General features: G+C 53.9%; 24 protein-coding genes and 1 pseudogene. 16 read left to right on the forward strand and 9 right to left on the reverse strand.

Annotation, left to right across the window (positions count from 1 at the left end):
* Positions 1-127 precede the first annotated feature (127 nt).
* The gene (locus ACILP4_RS00375) at positions 128-871 is read right to left on the reverse strand and encodes a Bax inhibitor-1 family protein (protein ID WP_395618777.1); all 744 of its coding nucleotides are present in this window, start codon (positions 869-871) and stop codon (positions 128-130) included.
* Between the two features lie 276 nt (positions 872-1,147).
* On the opposite strand from ACILP4_RS00375, the gene ACILP4_RS00380 reads away from it, so the two are divergent.
* The 3 genes from ACILP4_RS00380 (at position 1,148) to ACILP4_RS00390 (ending at position 4,544) form a co-directional block, all read left to right on the forward strand.
* Positions 1,148-2,761, forward strand: coding sequence for a spinster family MFS transporter (locus ACILP4_RS00380; protein WP_395618862.1), 1,614 nt, complete (start codon positions 1,148-1,150; stop codon positions 2,759-2,761).
* A gap of 91 nt (positions 2,762-2,852) precedes the next feature.
* Complete coding sequence (locus ACILP4_RS00385; protein WP_395618778.1) at positions 2,853-4,007, forward strand: acyl-CoA dehydrogenase family protein; 1,155 nt, start codon at positions 2,853-2,855, stop codon at positions 4,005-4,007.
* 102 nt (positions 4,008-4,109) lie between these two features.
* Positions 4,110-4,544 carry an acyl-CoA thioesterase gene (locus tag ACILP4_RS00390; protein ID WP_395618779.1) on the forward strand — a complete coding sequence of 145 codons (435 nt, stop codon included), beginning with the start codon at positions 4,110-4,112 and terminating at the stop codon, positions 4,542-4,544.
* On the opposite strand, the gene ACILP4_RS00395 is transcribed toward ACILP4_RS00390, so the two are convergent.
* From ACILP4_RS00395 to ACILP4_RS00405, 3 genes are read right to left on the reverse strand one after another with little or no spacing between them, the layout of a single operon-like run.
* The gene (locus tag ACILP4_RS00395) at positions 4,541-5,338 is read right to left on the reverse strand and encodes a crotonase/enoyl-CoA hydratase family protein (RefSeq protein ID WP_395618780.1); all 798 of its coding nucleotides are present in this window, start codon (positions 5,336-5,338) and stop codon (positions 4,541-4,543) included. The genes ACILP4_RS00390 and ACILP4_RS00395 overlap by 4 nt on opposite strands.
* Positions 5,335-5,805, reverse strand: coding sequence for a VOC family protein (locus ACILP4_RS00400; RefSeq protein WP_395618781.1), 471 nt, complete (start codon positions 5,803-5,805; stop codon positions 5,335-5,337). The genes ACILP4_RS00395 and ACILP4_RS00400 overlap by 4 nt, the downstream gene beginning before the upstream one ends.
* Before the next feature lie 2 nt (positions 5,806-5,807).
* On the reverse strand, positions 5,808-6,425 hold the full coding sequence (locus ACILP4_RS00405; protein WP_395618782.1) for a 2-hydroxychromene-2-carboxylate isomerase: 618 nt from the start codon (positions 6,423-6,425) through the stop codon (positions 5,808-5,810).
* Between the two features lie 236 nt (positions 6,426-6,661).
* Here ACILP4_RS00405 and ACILP4_RS00410 point away from each other — a divergent pair, with 236 nt between their 5' ends.
* Genes ACILP4_RS00410 through ACILP4_RS00420 form a run of 3 tightly spaced genes read left to right on the forward strand, consistent with a single transcriptional unit; the run spans position 6,662 to position 9,917 of the window.
* Entirely contained in the window at positions 6,662-8,251 is a 1,590-nt protein-coding gene (locus ACILP4_RS00410) for a M23 family metallopeptidase (RefSeq protein ID WP_395618783.1), read from the forward strand.
* A 53-nt stretch (positions 8,252-8,304) separates the two neighbouring features.
* Complete coding sequence (gene hemB, locus ACILP4_RS00415) at positions 8,305-9,306, forward strand: porphobilinogen synthase (RefSeq protein WP_395618784.1); 1,002 nt, start codon at positions 8,305-8,307, stop codon at positions 9,304-9,306.
* A gap of 47 nt (positions 9,307-9,353) precedes the next feature.
* Positions 9,354-9,917, forward strand: a complete 564-nt coding sequence (locus ACILP4_RS00420; RefSeq protein ID WP_395618785.1) for a gamma carbonic anhydrase family protein — start codon at positions 9,354-9,356, stop codon at positions 9,915-9,917.
* On the opposite strand, the gene ACILP4_RS00425 is transcribed toward ACILP4_RS00420, so the two are convergent.
* Entirely contained in the window at positions 9,914-12,016 is a 2,103-nt protein-coding gene (locus tag ACILP4_RS00425; RefSeq protein WP_395618786.1) for a TonB-dependent receptor, read from the reverse strand. The two genes, ACILP4_RS00420 and ACILP4_RS00425, sit on opposite strands and share 4 nt — an antisense overlap.
* A 159-nt stretch (positions 12,017-12,175) precedes the next feature.
* On the opposite strand from ACILP4_RS00425, the gene arsC reads away from it, so the two are divergent.
* Positions 12,176-12,523, forward strand: a complete 348-nt coding sequence (gene arsC / locus ACILP4_RS00430) for an arsenate reductase (glutaredoxin) (protein WP_395618787.1) — start codon at positions 12,176-12,178, stop codon at positions 12,521-12,523.
* A 6-nt stretch (positions 12,524-12,529) separates the two neighbouring features.
* Here arsC and ACILP4_RS00435 read toward each other — a convergent pair whose 3' ends face one another.
* Entirely contained in the window at positions 12,530-14,257 is a 1,728-nt protein-coding gene (locus ACILP4_RS00435; RefSeq protein ID WP_395618788.1) for a fatty acyl-AMP ligase, read from the reverse strand.
* Between the two features lie 110 nt (positions 14,258-14,367).
* On the opposite strand from ACILP4_RS00435, the gene ACILP4_RS00440 reads away from it, so the two are divergent.
* Positions 14,368-14,901: a regulatory protein RecX gene (locus tag ACILP4_RS00440; protein WP_395618789.1), complete on the forward strand. Its 534-nt coding sequence runs from the start codon at positions 14,368-14,370 to the stop codon at positions 14,899-14,901.
* Position 14,902: 1 nt separating this feature from the next.
* Here the strand turns inward: ACILP4_RS00440 and ACILP4_RS00445 are convergent, their stop codons facing one another.
* Positions 14,903-16,996: a RelA/SpoT family protein gene (locus tag ACILP4_RS00445; RefSeq protein WP_395618790.1), complete on the reverse strand. Its 2,094-nt coding sequence runs from the start codon at positions 16,994-16,996 to the stop codon at positions 14,903-14,905.
* Between the two features lie 213 nt (positions 16,997-17,209).
* Positions 17,210-17,566 (reverse strand): CC_3452 family protein, encoded by a 357-nt coding sequence (locus ACILP4_RS00450; RefSeq protein ID WP_395618791.1) that lies wholly within the window; start codon positions 17,564-17,566, stop codon positions 17,210-17,212.
* Between the two features lie 194 nt (positions 17,567-17,760).
* Between ACILP4_RS00450 and ACILP4_RS00455 the strand changes: the two genes are divergently transcribed.
* The 8 genes and pseudogenes from ACILP4_RS00455 to ACILP4_RS00490 form a co-directional block, all read left to right on the forward strand.
* Positions 17,761-18,276, forward strand: coding sequence for a winged helix-turn-helix transcriptional regulator (locus ACILP4_RS00455; RefSeq protein WP_395618792.1), 516 nt, complete (start codon positions 17,761-17,763; stop codon positions 18,274-18,276).
* A gap of 212 nt (positions 18,277-18,488) precedes the next feature.
* Positions 18,489-19,016: a CarD family transcriptional regulator gene (locus tag ACILP4_RS00460; protein ID WP_125230776.1), complete on the forward strand. Its 528-nt coding sequence runs from the start codon at positions 18,489-18,491 to the stop codon at positions 19,014-19,016.
* 115 nt (positions 19,017-19,131) lie between these two features.
* Positions 19,132-19,476, forward strand: a complete 345-nt coding sequence (locus ACILP4_RS00465) for a thiol-disulfide oxidoreductase DCC family protein (RefSeq protein ID WP_395618793.1) — start codon at positions 19,132-19,134, stop codon at positions 19,474-19,476.
* 2 nt (positions 19,477-19,478) lie between these two features.
* Positions 19,479-20,678, forward strand: coding sequence for an FAD-binding domain-containing protein (locus ACILP4_RS00470; protein ID WP_395618794.1), 1,200 nt, complete (start codon positions 19,479-19,481; stop codon positions 20,676-20,678).
* Positions 20,679-20,822: 144 nt separating this feature from the next.
* Complete coding sequence (locus tag ACILP4_RS00475) at positions 20,823-21,473, forward strand: class I SAM-dependent methyltransferase (protein WP_395618795.1); 651 nt, start codon at positions 20,823-20,825, stop codon at positions 21,471-21,473.
* A gap of 43 nt (positions 21,474-21,516) precedes the next feature.
* A complete protein-coding gene (locus tag ACILP4_RS00480) occupies positions 21,517-22,029 on the forward strand; it encodes a DUF192 domain-containing protein (RefSeq protein WP_395618796.1) in 513 nt (170 codons plus the stop codon).
* A 40-nt stretch (positions 22,030-22,069) separates the two neighbouring features.
* Complete coding sequence (locus tag ACILP4_RS00485; RefSeq protein WP_395618797.1) at positions 22,070-22,456, forward strand: NADH:ubiquinone oxidoreductase subunit NDUFA12; 387 nt, start codon at positions 22,070-22,072, stop codon at positions 22,454-22,456.
* Between the two features lie 155 nt (positions 22,457-22,611).
* Positions 22,612-22,863, forward strand: a pseudogene (locus tag ACILP4_RS00490) (DUF2155 domain-containing protein); the annotation flags it as partial.
* 35 nt (positions 22,864-22,898) lie between these two features.
* Here the strand turns inward: ACILP4_RS00490 and aat are convergent.
* A complete protein-coding gene (gene aat, locus ACILP4_RS00495; RefSeq protein WP_395618798.1) occupies positions 22,899-23,660 on the reverse strand; it encodes a leucyl/phenylalanyl-tRNA--protein transferase in 762 nt (253 codons plus the stop codon).
* Positions 23,661-23,688: the final 28 nt, after the last annotated feature.

The raw sequence follows: 23,688 nt of genomic DNA on the forward strand, positions 1-23,688 counted from the left end.
TTCTGAGCCTAATTCCAACGGGATTTTACGCGAAAAGAAAAGCCTTGTTAGACCAAATCCCTAAGAAAAATGGCCCAGTGGTTTACCACCGGGCCATTTCTATCTGTTCAAGCTGATCCGCCAAAGATTATTCGCGGTTACCCAGGAAGCTCAGCAAGAATTGGAACATGTTGATAAAGTCGAGATAGAGCGTCAGCGCAGCCATTACAGCAGCTTTACCGATCATTTCTGGACCCTGAAGGTAGAAATATTCGTTCTTGATACGCTGCGTATCATAAGATGTAAGGCCAGCGAAAATAAGCACGCCCGCGCAGCTAATTACCCAACCCAAAGTGTCAGAACCCAAGAAGATGTTCACGATGGATGCCACGATCAAACCGACCATACCCATCACAAGGAAGCTTCCCCAACCACTCATGTCCTTTTTCGTGGTGTAAGCCCAAAGGCTGAGACCAGCAAAAGCCGCCGATGTTGCAAAGAATGTTTGTGCGATGGATTCACCGGTGAACATCATGAAGATGCGCGCCAACGAAAGCCCCATCAGGACCGCAAAGCCCCAGAACATTGCCTGCAGCGTTGCCGCTGAAAACTTACCCTGTCCAAAGCTCATTACCATCACAACCACCAAAGGTGACAGAATGATAACCCAGCTCATCAAGCTTGGGTTAAGCATCAGATTTTGTGCAAGTTCGGTCTGTGCAAACAACATCGCGACGATGCCAGTCAGCAACACCCCAGACGCCATATAATTGTAAACCTTGAGCATGTGCGAACGCAGACCCGCGTCGAAAGCGACGTCGCCGGCGCGTGAGCCAACACCTGCAAGACTTGACTGGGTCCCGGTTACCCGTGGATCGGACCACTGTGCCATGACTTATTTCTCCTCATAACACGGCAATATAGCCGCATGTTGATTATATTGGATGAAATCGCTCTATTTTCAAGCAAAACACGACACATAACGTAACGTTTTTTGCAGAGGAAAAAGATTAGCAGGCCTGCAACAAGTCGCACAGCTGTTCCAAGGCGCAATACCGCCCCGCGGCTCATCACCGAACCATTTGTAAATCGGGTTGCGCCGATTGGCTGTTCTGCTAGCCATATCGGCAGAAGGCGCAATTGACAAAATAGGGAGAGTGATGTGCGTGTGACGGCCGAAGGTGAAAACAACAACGTCGTTTTACAAGAAGCCGAAGCGCCATTGCCCGAGGCGAGTAGGTACAGCTGGTATGTACTTGTGGTGCTAGTTGTCGTCTACATCCTCAATTTCATCGACCGTCAAATCCTCAGCATCTTAGCCGTTGATATCAAGGCTGATCTTGGCCTGACCGATGCAGACATGGGCTTTTTGGGCGGCGCGGCCTTTGCGGTATTTTACGCATTATTCGGCATTCCTCTGGGGCGGCTTGCGGACAATTGGAGCCGAGTGAAGCTACTTTCCATCGGCCTCGCATTATGGTCAATCATGACCGCACTGTCCGGCTTTGCGCGCAATCAAGCTGAATTGACCATCGCCCGCATGGGCGTCGGCGTCGGCGAAGCGACGGCAAGTCCGACGGCTTATTCCCTGATTTCCGATTATTTCCCGAAGCGGCAACGCGCAACCGCGCTCGCTATTTATTCCTCCGGCCTGTATATCGGCGGCGGCGTGTCGTTGTTCATTGGCGCGCTCATCGTCCAAGGCTGGAACGAAGCCTATCCGCAAGGTGGTCCACTTGGCCTTGTCGGCTGGCAAGCGGCGTTTCTCGCCGTTGGTCTCCCCGGCGTCTTGGTAGGATTATGGGTCGCAAGCCTGCGCGAGCCTGCTCGCGGTGCGATGGATGGTTTGGCGACGCCTGCCCATCCTGCTCCCTTCCGTGCGTTTGTGAGCGACCTGTCGATGATCGTTCCGCCCTTTACGCTGCTGGGCGCATGGCAGCGCGGCCCCGCTGCCCTAGCCATCAATGTCGCAACGGGCGTAGCGATTGCGGCCTTTGCTTATTGGATGATCCAACTCACCGGCAATTTGCCACAATGGTCCGCCGTCGGCTTTGGCTATTATGCCGTCTTCTCATGGGCATCAACGCTCCGCGCCAAGGACCCAGCGACCTTCCGCTTGATCTGGGGCACGCCTGCTTTTATCTGCACCACCATCGGCTATGGCCTTGTCGCTTTGGCGGCATATGCCCTTGCGTTCTGGTCTGCGCCCTATGCAGAAATTGTACTCGGCTTACCAAAGCAGGAACTAGCGTTCATTCTTGGCGCGAATGGCGCAATCAGCGGCTTTTTGGGCGTAATTCTAGGTGGCCGCGTGGCAGATGCCCTGCGCACCAAAAATCCCGCCGGCCGTATTCTTGTGGTCATTCTCGGCGTTCTCGGCCCGATTATTCCTATCGCTATTGGCTACACCACCGATAACGCGATCCTTTTCTACGTCATGAACTTCTTGGCCGGGATGCTTGGTGCAACGGCACTTGGTGCGGCAGCAGCGACGACACAGGATCTCGTCTTGCCGCGTATGCGCGGCACGGCAACCGCTGCCTTCTTCCTTGGCACTACCCTAGTTGGCTTGTCGTTCGGTCCGTATATGGTCGGACAGATTTCCGACCTTGCCGGGACAATGGTCGATGGAAAGCTGGTCGGTAATTTGCGCATCGGCATCCTGTCGCTCATTGCCGTTGCACCTGTTGCGCTGGCCTTGTTGATCGCCGCCTATCGCACCGTACCAAAAGCCGAGCAGACAATCGTCGAGCGTGCGCGCGATGCAGGTGAAACAGTTTAATCAGCCGATTAAATTCGACTTGACGTCCGCGTCAAGTTACTGTCATTGATGCACGCAGAAACCGCCGGACATTTTTGCAGGGGATTTTTCCATGTCACTCGATAGCATTCCACGCACCGCCTATAATGAAGATCATGAGGCCTTTCGTCAGTCGGTGCGCCAATTTCTGCAAAAGGAAGTCGCGCCGCACGCAAAGCAATGGCAGGAAGAGGGCATTGTCCCCAAATCCATTTGGCCCAAGGCTGGCGAAGTCGGCATGCTCTGCCCCACCGTTCCTGTGGAATATGGCGGCCTTGGCCTCGACTTCGGTTATAATGCCATTGTCGATGAAGAATCGGCTTATTATGGCGGCGTAGCTACAGGCTTTTCGCTGCAGTCCGATATCGTTGTGAACTATATCACCAGCTATGGCAGCGAAGAACAGAAGAAGCATTGGTTGCCAAAAATGATCTCTGGTGAGGTTATTACAGCCATTGCGATGACTGAACCCGGCACCGGCAGCGATCTTCAAGGGATGAAGACTACCGCCAAGAAAGACGGCAATCATTATGTCATCAATGGCAGCAAAACCTACATCACCAATGGTCAAAATGCCGACCTGATCCTCGTCTGCGTCAAGACCGACACTGAAATTCAGCCCGCCTATAAGGGCATGTCGATTGTTTTGGTTGAAGCCGACCGCGAAGGTTTCAAGCGCGGCCGCAACCTCGACAAAATCGGCATGGATGAAGCCGACACTTCCGAACTGTTCTTTGAAGATGTGCGCGTCCCCATGACCAACTGCTTGGGTGAAGAAGGCAAGGGCTTCATCTATCTAATGAGCGAACTGCCGCAGGAGCGCCTTTCGATCGCTGTGTCATCCATGGCCAGCACGCAAAAGGCGTTTGACGAAACCGTCGCTTTTTGCCGCGACCGCATTGTGTTCGGAAAGCCATTACTTGATTTTCAAAACACCCGTTTCGCCCTTGCCGATATTAAATCAAAGCTGCAGGTCGGCTGGGCGCATCTCGACTGGGCATTGAACCGCCACTATAAGAAAGAACTGACCGCCGAAGAAGGTGCTGCTGCCAAATTGTGGCACACCGAACTGCAATGGGAAGTTGTCGATGCCTGCCTGCAACTGCATGGCGGCGCAGGATATATGAATGAATATCCCATCGCGCGCATGTGGCGTGCCGCCCGCGTAACGCGGATTTTCGGCGGCACCAATGAGATCATGAAAGAACTGATCGGTCGGGGTCTTTAAGCACCGAAACAGTCGTCATGCTGAACTTGTTTCAGCATAACACACCGCCGCTCGTTATCCTGAAACAAGTTCAGGATGACGAACTAGGATATGGAAACATCTATGCCGAAACCGCAGAGCTGGCAGCTTGATCCGGCTAATTACCCGTTCAAACACCGCACCGAAACGCGCTTTGCCGATCTTGACCTTCTGGGCCACATCAACAATGTCTCCATGGCTGGATTGTTCGAGCATGGCCGCGGCATGTTCAACCACGCGATTGAGGTAGAACGCCGCGCGCCGGGCCAACGCTGGCTGATTGTCAGCGTCGCGATTGAGTATATTGCGGAGGCCCACTTTCCAGAGCATGTGGAAATTGCCAGCGGCATATTGCGGATTGGAAGCAGCAGCTGGGACATCGCCTCTGCCGCTTTTCAAGGCGGTGAATGTAAAGCTACCTGCATCACAACCATTGTCCTCACCGATACGAATGGCCCGACGCCCTTACCACAAGAGTTGCGCGCCGAATTTGAACGGTTGCACGTTACGCTGCCTTAATCGGCAAAAACCCCTGCCCGTTTTTGCATTCCGGCCATCACGGCTTCGATCTGGTTCGGCGTACGAATAACGCGGGCTTGGCGGACGCTTTCGGCCATCAATATCGCGTCTTCGTCCATATCGGCATATTCATTGAACAACGCCTTTGCCTCGCGCATCGCGTGCGGGTTACGATCGGCAATCTCGCGGGCAATTGCTATGGCGCGGGCATGTGGGTTTTCATCCACGAACGTCGCAAACCCTATACTCAGCGCCTCAGCTCCTGAAAATTCGCGGTTGGTGTAAGTCAACTCACGCAGAACATCTTCGCGCACCATCCCGCGCCACAAAGCATAGCCGCCCATATCGGGGATCAGGCCCCATTTCATTTCCATCACCGCAAGCCGCGCATCAGGTGCAACCACGCGGATGTCGGCGCCGCTGGCAATTTGCAGCCCGCCGCCGAAACATACACCATGCACCGCCGCGATCACTGGCATCGGTAACTTGCGCCAGAGCATGGCGACCTGTTGGAATGTGTTGGCATTGCCATGCGTCCGGTCGGTCAGGCTGCCCATCCCGCTGTTCGCGCTAGCGCCGCCACTCGCCATGCTTGCCATATCAAGGCCTGCGCAGAAACTGCGCCCTTCGCCAGACAACACCACAGCGCGCACGCCTTTCATGCGGGCAAGCTCTTCACCAGCGGCTATGATCCCTTGAAACATCGCCGGATCAAGCGCGTTCATCTTGTCCGCGCGTGTGAGGCGGACATCGGCGACATGATTGTCAATGGAAATGGATACGCGGTCGTTCATTCTTTATCCAATCGGGGTTGATTAAGGGCAAGCCGATTGCCCTCTGTATCCTCTATCTCTGCGACGAAGCCAGCCTCGCCAACATCCTTTACAGGGTATAATATGGGTCTACCCAATTTTTGGGCCTTTTCTACAGTCGATTTGATGTCTCGCACCTGAAAATAAATAATCGCGCCATCTTTGGAAGGCTTGTATACGTCACCCTTGGCAAGCGCTCCGGTTGCTCCCGGCGCACCATCCGCAAATGGGAAAAGCGCCATTTCATATCCGTCAACGATTTGACGATCCAATTTTAATTCCATCAGGTCTTCATAAAATGTGACTGCCCGGTTCATATTTGTCACTGGAATTTCAAAATAAAAAACCGGATGCTTATCTTGAACATTATCTCTCTGTTCTTTGACATGACAGCCGCCAAGTAGCGCCATTGCCAATAAGCACGCCGCTGCAAGTTTTTGCGCCCTCATGATTATATCTTTCCGAGAAGAGTAGCCTCAACCAGCGGCAATTGATCATTGCCAAAATACATCTTGTCCGTGTCGACAAATATCGTCGGCGAACCATAGCCGCCGCGCGCGATGACCTCGTCCGTATTCGCGCGCAACAGCGCCTTTACAGCATCGGTTTGTGCGGCTGTACGCATGGCCTCTCCGTCCAGACCGGCCTTGTTCGCCACCGCGACCAACACATCGGGGTCGTCAAGATTTTCCTGCGCGCTAAAATAGCTCTCGAAGGCGGCCTTACTGAACGTCTTTAGCGCCACCTGATCACCTGCAAGCGAACATGCCATCCGCATCGCATGGATGCTTTTTGCCGGATGATAGATGCTGGGAAAGTTGATTTCGACACCCGCCAGCTTTGCCCAATCGCGCATAACCCGCCAACTATGCTTGAACTTCGGGTTATCCGCCGCTTCTCGTGCGGCATATACCGACGGATTGACGGCATTGAATACACCGCCGACCAATATCGGACGTAAGCGGACAGACACGCCCGTACGCGCGATTAGGACATCGAGATTATGGAACGCAATATACGTCCATGGACTTGAAAGATCGTAGAAGAATTCAACCCGTTCGCCGCTCATGTCCCTCTCTCCTTGCTAACATTAACCATAGCATTGTGCCCTACTTTATGAAGCGGATAAATTTCGATCTGCGCGTAACGGCCAAAGTTCCAACGCTTGTCCGCGATTTTGCACCGTTTGCCGCAGTTCAATAAAGGCAAGGCTGCTGATTATTTGACTTTAACCACCGCACGCCACAGGAGTGCATGCGGGAACGCCCATGGGGTTGAGAAAACAGTCGTGGATTTATACGCCTTATGCTTGACGGCAAAGAGACACGGCTTGCAGGACAGGGCTGGGACATGGATGTGTCGTTATCCGATGCCATGACCAAGTCGATGCATCAAAAATCCGAACAGCATCCGTCTGGCGCAGGCTGGTCACGCCGTTTGGCCGAAGTCGATTTTGTGCCAGACCTTGGGCAAGATATTGGGTCAGTTCGCTGGTTCCGTGGGCTTGGGACCTTAATCGCATTAAGCGCCGCTGCGCTTGCACTTCTGCCAGATTACGGACCAATTTACGCTGTGCAGCCCTCCATGCCGACCAAGGCGGAGTTTGAAGAAGCGCGCGCACAAATGCTAATGCCAATTGGATATGGCAGCGACAGCGGCAAGCGCATGGCAGCCAGCGACGCGGTTGTCGCACTTGCCGATAGCCCGGAACGACCGCGCATCGAACTCACAGCATCTTTGGGACGCGGCGACAGCTTTGCCCGCTTACTGCAACGTTCCGGTGTTAGCGGCAGTGAGGCAGCTAATGTGGTGAATATGGTATCAGGCGCAACGGCACTGTCGGATATCGAGCCAGGCACCCCCATTGACATTATCCTTGGGGCGCGACCCTCGAAAAATCAGCCAAGACCACTTGAATCGGTGGTTTTTCGGGCGCGCTTCGACCTCAATCTCGAAGTCAATCGTGAAGGCGACAGTTTTAGATTGAACAAAAAGCCAATAAATGTCGACAATACGCCGCTGCGTATTCGTGGGACCGTTGGTAGTGAGGGCATTGCCCGTTCGGCGCGGGCCGCTGGCGCGCCGGCGCGGGCTATTCAGGATTATCTGAAAGTCATTTCTGGGCGCACATCCTTATCAAGCATCCGGCCAACTGACCAATTTGACATCATCGTTGATTACAAGCGCGCCGAAACTGGCGAAGTCAAAGTGGGCGACCTGCTATATGCTGGCGTTGACCGTGGTGGAAAATCCAATATTCAGATGTTGAAATGGACGTTGGGCAGCAACACCCAATGGTTTGAGGCATCGGGCGTCGGCGAATCGAAAGGCGCCCTCAGTCGTCCGGTGAATGGTCCCGTGACATCCAGTTTTGGCCCCAGACGGCACCCGATTTTGGGCTATATGCGGATGCATGCCGGCCTTGATTTCAAGGCAGGCTATGGCCAGCCTATTTTTGCGGTGACCGACGGCGTTGTGGCTTTCGCTGGGCGCAATGGCGGCTATGGCAATTTTGTGCGGCTCAACCACAGTGGCGGTCTTGCCAGTGGCTATGGCCATATGAGCAGGATAGTAGCGCGCCAAGGCAGCAGAGTCCGGCGGGGGCAAATTATTGGCTATGTCGGCTCCACGGGCCTGTCGACCGGGCCACATTTACATTACGAGCTTTATCGTAACGGACGCGCGGTCAACCCAATGTCCGTGACGTTCACGCAACGCGCGCAGCTGTCCGGGGGTGAACTCGTCCGTTTCAAGGGCAAGCTTCAAAGTCTGAAGTCCGTCACGCCAGGTGCGGCGCTTACGCCATTAAAAACCGCGACCAAAAAAGACGAAGCACCTAAGCGCGAAATTGACCGACTGACACTTCGCGATAGTCGGTTACAGACTGGTGGATAGAGACTGGCGGATAAGGCGTTGAGGAAAGAAACTATCGCCGCTAAGTGTTTTGGATGAGCGATATATCTTCTTTCCCAAACACCCGCCTGCGCCGTACCCGTGTCACCGGCTGGAGCCGCGCCATGGTGCGCGAAAATATGCTGTCTCCTGCCGATCTCATCTGGCCATTGTTCGTAACCGAAGGCGAAGGCGTTGAGGAACCGATTGCGACACTCCCCGGGGTCTCGCGCTGGTCCGTTGATCAGATTGTCCTGCGCGCTGCCGAAGCCATAGAATTGGGCATACCTTGCATTGCGCTGTTCCCGAACACACAGGCCGACCGCCGCACTGAAGATGGCGCGGAAGCGTTCAATCCCGATAACCTCATGTGCCGCGCCATTCGCGCCATCAAGCAAGCTCATGGAGACAAGATCGGCGTTTTGACCGATGTCGCGCTCGACCCTTATACCAGCCATGGGCAAGACGGGTTGATTGATGATGACGGTTATGTCGTCAATGATGACACCGTCGCTGTGCTCGTCGACCAAGCGATCAACCAGGCCAATGCGGGCGCGGACATCATCGCGCCAAGCGATATGATGGATGGCCGTGTTGGTGCTATTCGTAAAGCGCTGGAAATGAACGGGCACCATAATGTCCAGATCATGTCCTATGCCGCCAAATATGCGAGTGCCTTTTACGGCCCATTTCGCGATGCGGTTGGCTCGCGCGGCCTGCTAAAAGGTGACAAGAAATGTTACCAAATGGACCCGGCCAACACCGACGAAGCCATACGCGAAGTGGCCATGGACATTGCCGAAGGCGCAGACAGCGTCATGGTGAAGCCCGGCCTGCCCTATCTTGATATCATCCGCCGGGTGCGTGAGCGCTTTGACGTGCCTGTGTTCGCTTATCAGGTGTCGGGCGAATATGCGATGATCGAGGCGGCCGCTACGGTGGGCGCAGGCGACAGAGATGCGCTTGTTCTGGAAACGCTCATGGCCTTCAAACGCGCGGGTTGTTCCGGAATATTGACCTATCATGCTGCGGTGGCAGCGCGTTTGCTGAGGGCGTAACGCGTAAACGAATTCGTCCCCCCGCACCTTAAGCTATGGAACAGCCAATGATACACGCACGCAACGACATCAGCATCATTAGTTTGAACGGCAAAACACCGCAGATCCACGAGAGTGCTTTCATCGCGCCCGGTTGTCGGATCATTGGTGATGTGACCATCGGCGCAGACGCCAGCATTTGGTATAATTGCGTGATCCGCGCAGAGGTCAACCGCGTGGTCATTGGTGCATGCACCAATATTCAGGACGGCAGCATAATCCATTGCGATGGCCCGATGCCCGGCGTTGAGGACGGATTTCCGACCATCATTGGTGACGATGTGCTGGTAGGGCATAATGTCATGCTGCACGGTTGCATCTTGCATGATCGCGCCTTTGTGGGCCTGTCTTCCACCGTGATGAACGGCGCAGTGATCGAAAGCGACGCTATGCTTGCCGCTGGCGCGATGTTGACTCAAGGTAAGCGCATTGCCACCCGGCAATTATGGGCGGGTTCGCCGGCGCGCTTTGTTCGCGACCTTGACGATGCAGCGGTGATGGGGATGCGGCTTGGCGTTGCGCATTATGTAGAAAATGCCAAGGCTCATGCCGCCGCCGCAACTTCGGCTTAAAACTTCGCCCTGATGGTGAAGCGGCCATTCATAGGCGCACCAGTTGATATGTTATTGTTGTTATGGGCATCCGAAAAATAATCGGTGTTGAGCAGGTTTTCGACATTCAACTGCAATTGTAACGCGTCGCTCAGATCAAAATAAAATGCCGCATCGACACGCGTAAATGCAGGCAGTTTTGTTGTATTGGGAACTGTCCGGATGGCGGCAAACTGGCTAGATTGGTGAATGATGCCAAGGCCAGCGGCAAATCGATCATTAAAGTCATAGCGGTTCCACAGGCTCGCCTGATGCTTGGGAACTTGCCCTAAACGCAAGCTGTCATTGCCCGCCAGAGTTGCATCCTGATAACTGTAGCCGCCATGCACTTGCCACGATGACATTATCTTGCCCGTGACCGCCAACTCGACGCCTTGTGTTCGCGTCGTGCCGATATTGATGCTGGCGACCGGATTGCCTGGATCAGGCGTCGTTGCATTGCTGCGTTCCAACTGAAACACGGCCAATGTCAGGTTCAGATTGGGCTGCACATCCCATTTGGCGCCAAGCTCGTAATTTGTGAATTTTTCCGGGGCGAGATTCTGCTGCGTCACCGTCAGCGCCAAAAACTGATCACCCGAGCGGGGGAGGAAGGACTGGCTATAGCTGCCATATAAAGAGATATTTTCCTGCGGCTTGAAAATCAGGCCAAGGCGCGGGCTTACTTTTTCGTCCTTGCGGGCAAAGGGCCGGTCAACCGTTGGAAACAGATCCGTTCCTTCAATGTCGAAATTATCATAACGCAGGCCAGCAACAATATCGATATGGTCGCCAAAACTGATTTGATCCTGAACATAAGCCGAGAAGAATTTCACGTCGGACACGGTATCGCGGGATAATTCGCTGAAATTGACAGTTGGGAATATGGGGTTGGTGAGGCTGAGCGTTGTTGAGGAGAACACGCCATTAAAGCGCCGATTGGCAGATTTTTGGTCTCCATATTCGGTACCGACGAGGATTTTATGTGTCAGCGGTCCAGTTTCCACATCCCAGACCAAATTAGCTTGCGCGATGAAATTTTCTCGTTGGGTCGGGTCACTATAAGCGGCCAAAGCAACGGTGCCACTTGGCGCAGTCGCAGCGCCGTTGGGATAGACGTTCAGGTAAATTTTGTCATAGTCACCATATAATATGGTTCCGCTAAAGCTCAAATTTGGAGTTAACGCACCATCAAGCCGCAGCTTGGCGATTTGCGCCTCCAACTTGGTATAGTTGGCGCCAGGGACACCAAAAAATTGGTCGCGATAGCCTGCAATTGGGCGGTTAGGCTGACCAACGCCAGCGGCGATTGATGGAACTCCTCGGTCAGTTGTACGATCGTCATTTACATATTCATAGGACAGCCCAAGCTTCCACGCGTCATTCAGTTTGAAAGCTACATAGGGGTTCCAAGCATAACGCGCACCGCCAACGAAATCGCGATGGCTGTCGAGATTTTCGTAAATCGCGTTGATCCGTACAGCTGCAACATCGCTTAACGGCGTGTTTACATCTGCCGATAAATCATAAGCGCCAAAGCTGTTGATACTTGCTTGCCCTGCATAAATGACATCATCGCTCAAAGGAGATTTTTGCACGCGGTTGATGATACCCCCACCGCCGCCCCGACCGAAGATTAGGGCATAAGGCCCTTTCAAAATTTCGACCCGTTCGATGTTGTACAGTCCGCGATAATATTGGACATCGTCGCGTACGCCATCGAGGAAGAAGTCAGCGGTGGTGTTCTGCCCACGCAAGGTAATCTGGTCACGATTGCCTTCGCCTTGGCCCACAGTCGTTCCGGGAACATAGCGTAATATGTCCGCAAGCGAGTGGTGCGCCTGATCATCCAGCTGATCGCGCGTGACCACGTTGATGGTTTGGGGAATATCTATTAGCGGCGTGTCGGTTTTTGTCGCGGTAACCGAATTGGTCGCAAGATAGCCATCACTCAAGCCCGTGACGATGATCGTCCGGCTGTCATCATAAGCTTCGAAGTCAAACGCGTATTCGGCCAAGGCGGGCTGCGCAAGCGCCGAAGCTGACAACAAAGTGATAAGGGACGCGGACAGGCGGGGCATGATGAACCTTTTTTATTGCGAATGACTCGCAATTCATTTTTGCTCCACTATTGAGAATCGTTATCATATGCAATTGAAAATTGTAAAAATCGTTGGATTGCTTTTGCATCTGGTCGCGGATTTGCGGTATCGAAGCCAGACCCGAGGAGTTTTTCACTTATGCAAGCAATGATTTGGCACAATCCAGACTGCGGAACTTCGCGAAAAACCTTAGCAATCCTCCAGGAAACCGAAGGCGTTGAGATTTCGGTCATTGAATATCGCAAGCAACCCTTTACGCGGTCAAAGCTTGAACAATTGCTTCACGATGCTGGCCTGACGCCGCGCGAAGCTTTGCGCACACGTGGATCTCCTGCCGAAGAATTAGGCCTTATCGAAGGTGCATCGCCCGAGCGAATATTGGACGCGATGGTTGCGCATCCAATTTTAGTAGAACGTCCCTTTGTCGAAACGGCTAAAGGTGTCCGGCTATGTCGGCCTCAGGAAAAGGTCCACGAAATCCTTTAGTACGACTTATGCCGCGATGGCATAAGGTTGTATCTCGCCTGAAAGATAGAGATTACGCGCCTTGGCACGGCTCATCTTGCCGGAGCTTGTCCGCGGCAAAGTGCGCGGCGGGATCAATTCGACAACGCAGTTCATGCCTGTGACTGAACGAACCTTATCGCGGATCTGCTCACGCAGCTTGGCCCGTTCCACCTCATCCGTTGTACGGCATTGCACGAGCACGGCGGGCGTTTCTTCGCCACCTGGTGTCGTCACGGAAAAGGCCGCAATGTCGCCAGCCTTAAAGCCTGGCAGTTGTTCCACAGCCCATTCAATGTCCTGCGGCCAGTGGTTTTTGCCATTGATGATGATCATGTCCTTGGCGCGGCCAACGATATAGATATAGCCATTCGACAGATAGCCCATGTCGCCGGTGTCGAGCCAGCCATCGACCAAACAAGCATCAGTTGATTCCTTGTCGCGGAAATATTCCTTCATCAAGGAAGGCCCCGTGCACCATACTTTGCCAATCGTCTTGTCTGCAACTGCTGCATTGTTTTCATCGCGGATCTCGATGGTCATATCTTTGACCGCACGACCACAATTGACGATTGCACGGTACCGGACCGGGCGGTCAGGCGCCCCAGGGTGGCCTGTAAGCTCAGTCTCTTCAACCAACTCAACCTGAATACCTTCACCCGGCGGCATGATGGACACAGCAAGCGTGGTTTCGGCAAGACCGTAGCTTGGCAAAAACGCCGACGCCTTGAACCCCGCATCACCAAAGGCGTCCACAAATGCCTGCATCACGTCAGGCCGGATCATATCCGCGCCATTGCCCGCAAGCCGCCATTTGGAGAGGTCAAAGCGGTCGTTCACATGGCTCTGGCTGGAAATCCGCCGCGCGCAAATGTCATAACCGAATGTGGGTGAGTAACTGATAACCGTGCCATCAGCGGCGCTGATGACATCCAACCACGCCAGCGGGCGACGGGCAAAATCTTCCGTCTTCATGTAGTCGGTCGATACCTGGTTCGCCACAGGCGAGAGAAAACAACCCACGAGCCCCATATCATGATACCAGGGCAACCAAGACACGCAGCGGTCATTTTCGGTCACTTCCATGCCATGCGAGTGGGCTGACAGATTGTTCAACAGTGCCTTATGCGTCACCGCGACACCATGCGGGAAACGGGTCGATCCGCTCGAATATTGCAGATAACAAACCTCATTCGTGTCCGCCGATGGCAGTTCCGTTTTTGACGCGGTCCGCTCGCTGAAGCTTTCCCAATCCAAGCCTTCTACATTACAAGCGCGAGCTGCATCATTGGCCATGTCGGTCAGTTCGGCCGGGAAAAACAATATTTTGGGATCACAGCTTTTCAACTGCACCGACAGTTGATCAACATAGCTTTCTTTGCCGCCGAACGAGGTCGGTAGGGGCAGTGGGACGGGCCATGCGCCCGCATAGACGCACCCAAAAAACAACGCAGCAAAATCTGTCCCTGTTTCTGCAACCAAGGCAACGCGATCATCCTTAGTTATGCCGTGGCTGATCAACCGATACGCCATTTTCAGCGCGTCTTCGCGCAACTCACTGTAAGGATAAGGCCGCGCCAACTGACCGCGCATATCGTGGAAGTTCAATCCGCGCCGACCCAAAGCGGCGTAATCGAGCGCCTCACCAATCGTTGCAAAGTCGGAAAAGCGGCGTTGCAAGCTGTCCTGTGTTGGCGTGGATGCGAGTGCGCTCATAATGTTTCCCATGTTGTGATTGGGCGGCCGCCCGTTTCACTTTTATTCACGATAGCCTATAGCCGAGGATAGCAGTTCAAATTTCGGCCCGACTGTGGCAAGAATAGGGCGTGAACCAACCCCGCCCTGTCAAAAAGCCCGCTCCACCGTTGAATGCGGAAAGTCTGCGTCAATTGGCGCTGCATTATGTGGGCAAATATGCCACCACGCAGTCAAAATTGGCCGGCTATTTGACGCGCAAAATACGCGAACGGGGCTGGGATGATGAACGTTCCGCCGACATTGCCGGATTGACCGAGCAATTCACGTCATTGGGCTATATCAATGACGCCCAATTTGCCGAAGCGCGTAGCCGGTCCTTTGTCCGCAAGGGCTTTGGCGGGCGACGCCTGAACGAAGATTTGCGTGCCAGCGGCATTGGTGACGCCGATGCCATCAATGCCAAAGCGCATATGGAAGATAGCATTTTCACCACTGCCGAAAACTTCGCCAGACGAAAACGGCTTGGCCCCTTTGCACAGGAAGCGGCACCGCCGGAGAAGCGGCATAAGCAGCTCAACGCCTTCCTGCGCGCAGGACATAGTTTTGAACTAGCGAAACGGTTTGTATATGCCGAACCCGGCGAAGAAATCAGCGAAGATTAAATCAGTCGTAGACACGATCTGCGGTGGCCACCGCCTCTGACGCCCGAAGTGCCGAGATGATACGCATCAAGTGTTGCAAATCATGGACTTCCAAATCGACCTCAAAAGTATGAAATTCAACATCGCGCGCGGTCATCCGCAGGTGGATGATATTGGCCTTGTGATAGCCGAATATCCCTGCAATTTCGCCCAATGTGCCAGGCCTATTGTGGATAATAACACGTAACCGCGCCGAGGCGCCGTCGCTGCCCTGCCCCCAGCTCAAATCAACCCAGTCGGCGTCTGTTCCATTCGCCAACCGGTCGCATTCAATCGTATGCACCTCAACCGGCTGTCCCGCCAACCGCAGGCCGACAATCCGGTCACCGGGAATAGGGTGGCAGCATTCACCCAGATGATACCCGACGCCTGGGGTCAATCCACGGATAGAAATTGCGCTTTCTTGCCCGGGAAAATCAATATTGATGCCATCGGCATCGAAACCGGGGACCAATGCCTCCATCACCGAGCGGTCGTTGATTTTGCCCAAGCCAATGCGATGCATCAGCTCGTCCTCATCCTCCAGCTTAAGCCGCGTCACCGCCGCCGTCAGCGCCTTTTTTCCAATCTTGCCCGGCATTCGCGTGGCGATTTCTTCATACAGCTTGCGCCCAATCACGACTAGCTCATCACGTTCCCGGTGCCGGACATGCCGACGAATGGCGGCGCGCGCTTTGCCAGTGGTCACGAAATTCATCCACGTCTGCTGCGGCTCTTGTGCCTTAGACTTTAGGATTTCGACCATATCACCATTGCGCAACTGCGTTCGCAACGGCACATGACGGCCATTGACCTTGCCGCCCACCGTTTTGTCTCCAAGGTCGGTGTGCACAGCATAAGCGAAATCCACGACCGTTGAGCCCTTCGGCAACTGGTGCAGCGCGCCTTTAGGCGTAAAGGCGAAAATGCGATCCTGATACATTGCCATCCGCGTGTTTTCGAGAATGTCTTCAGCGTCTTGGCTGGTCTCGAGTATCTCAATCAGATCGCGCAGCCAGCCCGCCTGCCCATCGGGCTTATCAGACTGTTTATAAGCCCAATGTGCCGCAAAACCATGCTCTGAGTTGCGGTGCATCTCAGCGCTCCTAATCTGCACTTCTACCCGCATATTTTTGGCAAACATAATCGTCGTATGGATCGACTTATAGCCGTTGCGCTTGGGTGTAGAGATAAAATCCTTGAAACGTCCGGGCACCATCTGCCAACGCCGATGCAGGACGCCTAAGGCGCGGTAGCAATCTTCCGTAGTTTCGGTAATCACGCGAAAGGCATTGATGTCGGTTAGTTGTTCAAACGCGACATGGCGTTCCTGCATCTTTTTCCAGATCGAATATGGGTGTTTTTCACGGCCCGAAATTTTAATTTTAAGGCCAGCCTGTTCCATTTCCCAAGCGATGGTCTGGTTGATCTGATCAATTTCGACATCCGCCTTTTCGCGGATTTGTTTCAAGCGCCCAGTTATCGTCTGATAAGCCTCAGGCTCCAATTGTTCAAAGGCGAGCAACTGCATCTCGCGCATATATTCATACATGCCAATCCGTTCGGCCAGCGGGGCATAAATATCCATCGTTTCCTTGGCGATACGGCGGCGCTTTTCGGGGCTTTTGATGAAATGCAGCGTCCGCATATTATGCAGCCGGTCGGCAAGTTTGACCAATAGCACGCGGATATCGTCGGAAATTGCGAGCAAGAATTTGCGCAGATTTTCTGCCGCCCGCTCATCTTCGGTTTGCGCTTCAATCTTTGACAGCTTGGTAACGCCATCGACTAAGCGCGCAACCTCCGGACCAAAGCGCCTCTCAACATCTTCGATAGTGGTCAGCGTGTCCTCCACGGTGTCGTGGAGCAACGCGGTGATGATCGTGTCCTCATCCATTTTGAGGTCCGTCATCAACCCTGCAACCTCTACCGGGTGGCTGAAATAGGGGTCACCCGATGCCCGCTTCTGCGTGCCATGCATTTGCACCGTAAAAACATAGGCCCGGTTCAGCCGATCTTCATCAACGTCAGGTGCATACGCTCGCACCCGCTCAACCAATTCATATTGCCGCATCATCCCTCCAACTTGGTTCTTTTACGTTGCGATGCAACAGGAAAATGTTTTTGGGCTAGGGTCAGGACCAATTGGACGGACCTAAGCTTAACGCCGGCGCAATAAAAAATGCGCCGAAGGGAGGCCCCTCCGGCGCAGTATATGTTCAGCTCCTAAAGCTGCCCAAAAAAGGCAACAAGGGATAGGAGAGCGGAGCCGAAAAACTCCAGTATCGTTTTAGTTCTTTGCTGCTGCTTTGGCATTGTCGCCATTGCATGCTACAACTTCTTCAGCCGTAAACACTCGCTCACCGGCAGTGAAGGCAGTAACTGCGCCGAATTCGCGCATTATGCTGATGCACATATTCTTTGGCGCGGTCGACGCCATCGGTGCGCGGCAGCTAGAGCCTTCGCACTTTACATATACGCTGCGCAACAGCTTTGGCTTGGCAGTGGTCGTCTGCGCCAGCTCAGCTTTGTAATAGCTGCCATTGGTGGCGGCTTGGGCCTGCGGCGCTACGAACAAAAGGGTTGCGCTCAAAATAGTGGCAGCAGCAAGGGTGCCCATGCGGGCGGAATTTTGGGAGAGAGTCATCATGTATTCCTTTAGCTTTGCTAAAACATCAAAATGCCGACTGGACCTCTTGGTTCTCGTCAACATTTTGCGCTTCTGGTAAATCAGTTGCGAATCAAGACCTATTATTATAAGTTTCTTTTTGCAACTTAAATTTCCAATTTGGGTTGATTATTTGGAACAAGGGTCGCAATCTGCGGTCGAGGGGAAGTGAGATGGGTGAATTGCGGGAACCTTTGCAGCAGCTCGCAGAATGCGGCCTGCCCACGGCGTTGGAAGCGATGGGTGAACGCTGGTCCTTCATGATTTTGCGCGCGGCTTTTAATGGTGTGCGGCATTTTGAGGAGTTTCTGTCCGAAATCAGCATTGCGCGGAACATATTAGCCAACCGCCTGACCCGCTTGACCGAAAGCGGAATATTACACCGCACCCCTTGTCGCGACGATCGACGGAAAGTCGAATATCGCCTGACAGAAAAAGGGCTAGACCTGCTGCCGGCCATGATCGCTTTACGCCAATGGGGCGAAAAATGGGGCACAGGTGTTTTGTCTAATCCGGTATTGGTCGACGACCGTGACCGTCAACCTATCCTGCCCGTCACCATCCGCAGCCATGACGAACGGGTTCTTGGCCACATGGATTTAAGCTGGATGAACACCGCGGATATAACGCCGATCAGTTCCGACACAGATGAAGTGGATAATCGCGTCAGGAAATTGAGCGCGATTTAACCTGCTTCATGGGCATGATTTAAAGCTGCCATTGAATTTTTGTTGCGAATCTGTTACACTCCGTGACGAAAGACCAAAAATGGTCGATGACTGCGCGTCCAATCCAGGTAGCGACAGGTTCATGACGTAAGGGACGAACGAAAAAAGTCTGATGGGTGACAATTCTTCACCTGAACAAGCTGTTTCTCCCGAATAATCAGAAAGGTCGTAATATGACGTCCACCGCGGCGATGTTTGATGTAGGCGATTATGTGGTATATCCTAAGCATGGGGTTGGCCGCGTAATTGAGCTTCAGGATTCCGAAATCGCAGGGATGCAGCTTCAGCTTTATGTCCTGCGTTTTGAAAAAGAAAAAATGACGCTGCGCGTGCCTTTTAACAAGGCTGAAGGCGTTGGCATGCGCAAGCTTTCAAGTGACAAGACGCTGAAAGAAGCCATGCACACCTTGACCGGCAAGCCTAAGGTAAAGCGCACCATGTGGTCGCGTCGTGCGCAAGAATATGAAGCGAAGATCAACTCAGGCGACCTTGTATCGATCGCCGAAGTGACCCGCGACCTTTTCCGTCCCGACGATCAGCCAGAACAAAGCTATTCCGAGCGGCAGATTTTTGAAGCTGCATCCAGCCGTCTGGCGCGCGAGCTTGCCGCCATGGAAAAGACCGATGAAAAAGCGGCGCTCCAAAAAATTCTCGTGATCCTGAATGAGGCGGCACCGCAATATTATGAAAAAGCGGAGTAAGTTCTCCTGATCGCAACATCTGAAGGGCGCTGGAAACGGCGCCCTTTTTTATGGTGCTAAGCTACCGCGTAACGCCCAGCATGACAGTCAGATGTCCGAGATGGTAGGTGGCATTATGGCCAAAGTAACTGTCTGGTATGACGGGGCATGCCCCCTGTGCATTCGCGAGATTGCGTTGATGCGTTGGCTCGACGCGCAGCACTCGATTGAATTTCTGGATATTGCGCCTGCAGATGCGGTGTGTCCGCTCGACCGCCAATTGATGCTAGCGCGCTTCCATGCCAGCGAAGACGGAGTCATTCTTTCAGGTGCCGCCGCCTTCGCCGCGATGTGGAGGGTCATCCCTTTATTGAAACCCCTTGGTTTCATCGCCCGCAATCGGCGTGTTCTTCAACTACTCGAGCGGCTCTACAACCGTTTTCTCATCATCAGGCCGCGCCTGCAAAAGTTACTGGGCTGAATATGACCCGCAACACCTTCCCCGCGACGCGGGATGCTGGGATATCGCGCCTCAGACAATTCGCGCCGCGTGCTGGTCAGGCTTATGCGTCAGGCCGCAACACTGACCCAGGGCCAAATCAAGCGGGCGCTGTGTCGATGCTCTCACCATATCTGCGATATCGCATGATAACCGAACAAGAGGTCGTAGGTACTACGCTTGGCCACCACAGCCTGCCCGCTGCCGAAAAATATGTGCAGGAAGTGCTATGGCGCACCTATTGGAAGGGCTGGCTGGAAATGCGGCCGTCGGTATGGACGCAATATCTGCAAGAGCGCGACCGATGTCGTGACAACTTCCCCAACACCCGCGCCATCCAAAGCGCCGAGGCGGGCGAGACTGGCATCGAAGGTTTTGATGACTGGGCGCGCGAATTATTGGAAACTGGCTATTTGCACAACCACGCAAGAATGTGGTTTGCCTCAATCTGGATATTCACCCTGCGCCTCCCTTGGGCCTTGGGCGCAGATTTCTTCCTGCGGCATTTGGTGGATGCGGACCCAGCGAGCAACACATTATCGTGGCGTTGGGTGGCTGGCCTGCAAACAGTCGGCAAGACCTATCTTGCAACCAGCGATAACATCGCCCGTTTTACCAATGGCAGATTTGCACCAAAGGGGCTGGCTACCATTGCGACGATGCCAACCGAGATGCCGGTATGTGCCGCACAGCCGCTACCGCAAGTTGGGTATTTCGACACGCAAAAGCCAGCTTTTCTGTTGGTAACGCCAGAGGATTTGCACCCCGAATCCGTATTTGGCGCACCTGCGAAAATCAACGGTGCAGGCATATTGTTCGATCCTGAAACCTTAGGAGGCGACAATGCCCGTTCCTTTGTCGCAGGGGCAGTACATGACGCCGCCGAACGCATTAGTAACAAATTTAAATGCCCAACGAAATTGCTCAAAAATTTCGATGCCGCAAGCTTGATAGGCCAGGCCCGCGAAGCTGGCGCAGAGCAGATTATCACCTCTTATGCACCTGTTGGTCCGGTCGCGGATACCTTGGCCCGCATGGCGCCTTCATTGGCATCGGAGGGTATCCCCCTTGTTCAAATTCGGCGTGCTTGGGACGAACGTTTCTGGCCGCACGCAACCAAAGGTTTCTTTCCGTTCAAGGAGAGCATTCCAAAAATATTGAAAGAAATGGGTCTTTCAAGCTAAGTCGCAAAAATGGCTTGCGCGAAGCCATGTCGCCCATATTGTCGGGGCAGCATACACAAGGGGGCGCTTCATGGCTCAGACCATATGTTTTCTGGCTCAGTTTAGGCAGCATCATTTGCCCCTGAGCTACGGCTTCAAATCCGCATGAGCAATTGGTGGGATCGGAATGTCGTTCCGCGATTAATTGGCTGCGCCTGCACGCAACCCGAAGTGATGCATGACAGGGCCAAAGTTGTGCCGCATGCCTCTGGCGATGTTCTTGAACTGGGTTGCGGCGCGCCTAACCTCGATTTTTATGATTGGGACAATGTCCATTCGCTATCGGGTGTTGATCCGTCCGCAGAATTGCTTGCAAGTGCAAAGCGTGCTTTAGAAAGCAAGGGCCTGCGGGCCAATTTTATGCCAGGAGTTGCTGAGGCACTTCCCTTTGCCAATGCCAGCTTCGACACGGTCGTGACGACTTTCACGCTCTGTTCGGTGCAAGACCCGCATTTGGCATTGTCGGAGGCAAAGCGCGTGCTCCGGCCGAATGGGCGCTTGCTGTTCGTCGAACATGGCCGCGCGCCGGATCCATCGGCCGCCTTATGGCAAAAGCGTATCGAACCCGTCTGGAAGCGGATTGCGGGTGGTTGCCATTTAACCCGGCCTGTAACGCAAGCCATATCGGACGCTGGATTTGTGTGTCATGCACCGCAAGGACATTATATGAAACGGACGCCAAAATGGCTTGGCTGGGTTGAATGGGGCGAGGCACGATTGGCCGAAGCGGACGCTGTTTCACCTAACAGGCCATAAACGCCGCCATCCGTCGAGCAGGGATTAAAAAGGATTATTGTTGATGACTTTTAGCCAGTTCAGCCGCTGCAGCGCTTTCGCCATCGCCTTGTCGCTCACCGCCTGTAACATGCCAGCCAATGGCGAAAGCCCGGCAGCGGCTTGCTCGCCAGGTGCGTCAGCAGGCCAGTCACCAGCAGGGCTACAACAAGTGACCTTATGCGTGACCAGCGCTGCCAAAACGCATAGCTTCACCGTTGAGGCCGCAAGAACATCGGCCGAGCAAGCTAAGGGGCTTATGTTCCGGACGGCACTCGCCGACAATGCGGGCATGATTTTTCCCTTTCCAGAACCGCGTGTCGCAAGTTTCTGGATGAAAAACACGGTGATACCTTTGGATATCATCTTCGTACGCGCCGATGGCACGATTGAAAGTATCGCCGACAACACGGTCCCTTATTCCACCACACCCGTTGTGGCGGGCGAGCCCGTTATTGCTGTGCTGGAATTGCGTGGCGGTCTCGCGGCTGAGCTAGGCATCGTCGCCGGCGACAAGGTGCAATGGGCAACCAAATAAGGATTGCACGGAATCATGCTTGGTCCTAATCGCGTGAGCCATGGGTATTCTGAGTAAAATCTTCACTTGGTGGGACGGCGCGACGATTGGCACGGCAATCTATAGCTGGCGCAAAGGCAAAGCTGTGGGCACCGACGCCTTGGGCAACCGATATTATCAATCATCCGACGGCAAACGGCGTTGGGTGATCTATAACGGTCCCAATGATGCAAGCCGCGTATCACCCGATTGGCATGGCTGGCTGCATGGTACACATGATGGTGACCCGGAGAGTTATTTGCCGCCACATCGTGGTTATGAAACCGCGGCTGTGCCCAATCTGACCGGAACGGACGCGGCCTATCGTCCGGCGGGTTCGATTGAGCGTGGGGGCCACCGTGCACGGGCAACGGGTGATTATGAGGCGTGGAGTCCAGACGCATCATGATCTGCTTCCGCGGCTTCATATGCTTGCCTTTATTGGCTATGCTTGCCGCATGCGGTTCTTCAGAAAATGACGCGTTTGCGCCGGCGAAATCGGGCGAGGCGATCTCCACAAAAGACAAAATTGTTGCCATGTCCGGTGCAAATATTGGCACGCCAATGGCCGAACGCATTGCTGTGCTGGGTCTATTGAATAAGCGAAACGGTCAAACCCGCGACGTTGAGCTCAAACCTGGCGAAGCTATTCGCTTTGACAAAGTAGTCATCAGACTAAGGGCTTGCGAAAAAACAGCGCCGTGGGAAAACCAACCTGACGAAGGTGCATTTGTGCAGTTGTTGGTGAAGGAGCGCCCCCCCGGCACGACAGAGGCCGAAAGATGGCGTAATGTTTTTTCGGGTTGGTTGTTTAAGGAAAATCCCGCAGCCAATGTTGTTGAACACCCAATTTACGATGTGTGGGTCAAGGCTTGCAAAATGCGCTTCCCCGGCGAAGAGACACCTTTGAAGGATAAATCTTCTGAAGAGGCTGTTGTAGAGGATCCAGCGGCCATAGCGCCGTCAAGCGCGCCCCAGTCGCCCCCTGCGCCTGCACCGGCAGCAGCCGAGGAAGCCAGTAGCGACGAGGGCTGAACGGCTTTTGTCAATGCGGCGCCCAGCAACTTGAGATAAGCAGCTTGAGTCATCTCGACTGCGCCTAGGCTAGCCAAATGCTCTGTCATGAACTGGCAATCGAGCAATTCAAATCCACCAAATCGAAGCCGTGCAACCAGCCATGCCATAGCAACCTTCGACGCGTCAGTTTCGCGCGAAAACATGCTTTCCCCGAAAAATGCGCGCCCCAAGGCAAGCCCGTACAACCCGCCCACAAGTCGGTCTCCCCACCAGCATTCGATGCTGTGGGCATGTCCTAGCTGGTGCAAGCGACAAAAAGCCGCCTCAATGTCGGGGTTAATCCAAGTGTCCCGTCGGTCCACTTGCGACTCGGCGCAAGTGGCGATGACCTGCGCAAAAGCGGTATCTGCGGTGACGACAAACCGGTCCTGTCGGATAGTTTTGGCAAGCGACTTTGACACACGAAAGCCATTGAGCGGCATGATCGCCCGAAACTCCGGTTCAATCCAAAAAGTATCGGGGTCATCACGGGCGTCAGACATAGGAAATATGCCATTGGCGTAGGCCTGAAGCAGTAAATCCAGATCGATGGGCAAATGATGTCCTTTCGTGTCCGTCCTATTT

The sequence above is a fragment of the Sphingorhabdus sp. genome, assembly GCF_044239045.1.
GTDB lineage: Bacteria > Pseudomonadota > Alphaproteobacteria > Sphingomonadales > Sphingomonadaceae > Sphingorhabdus_B.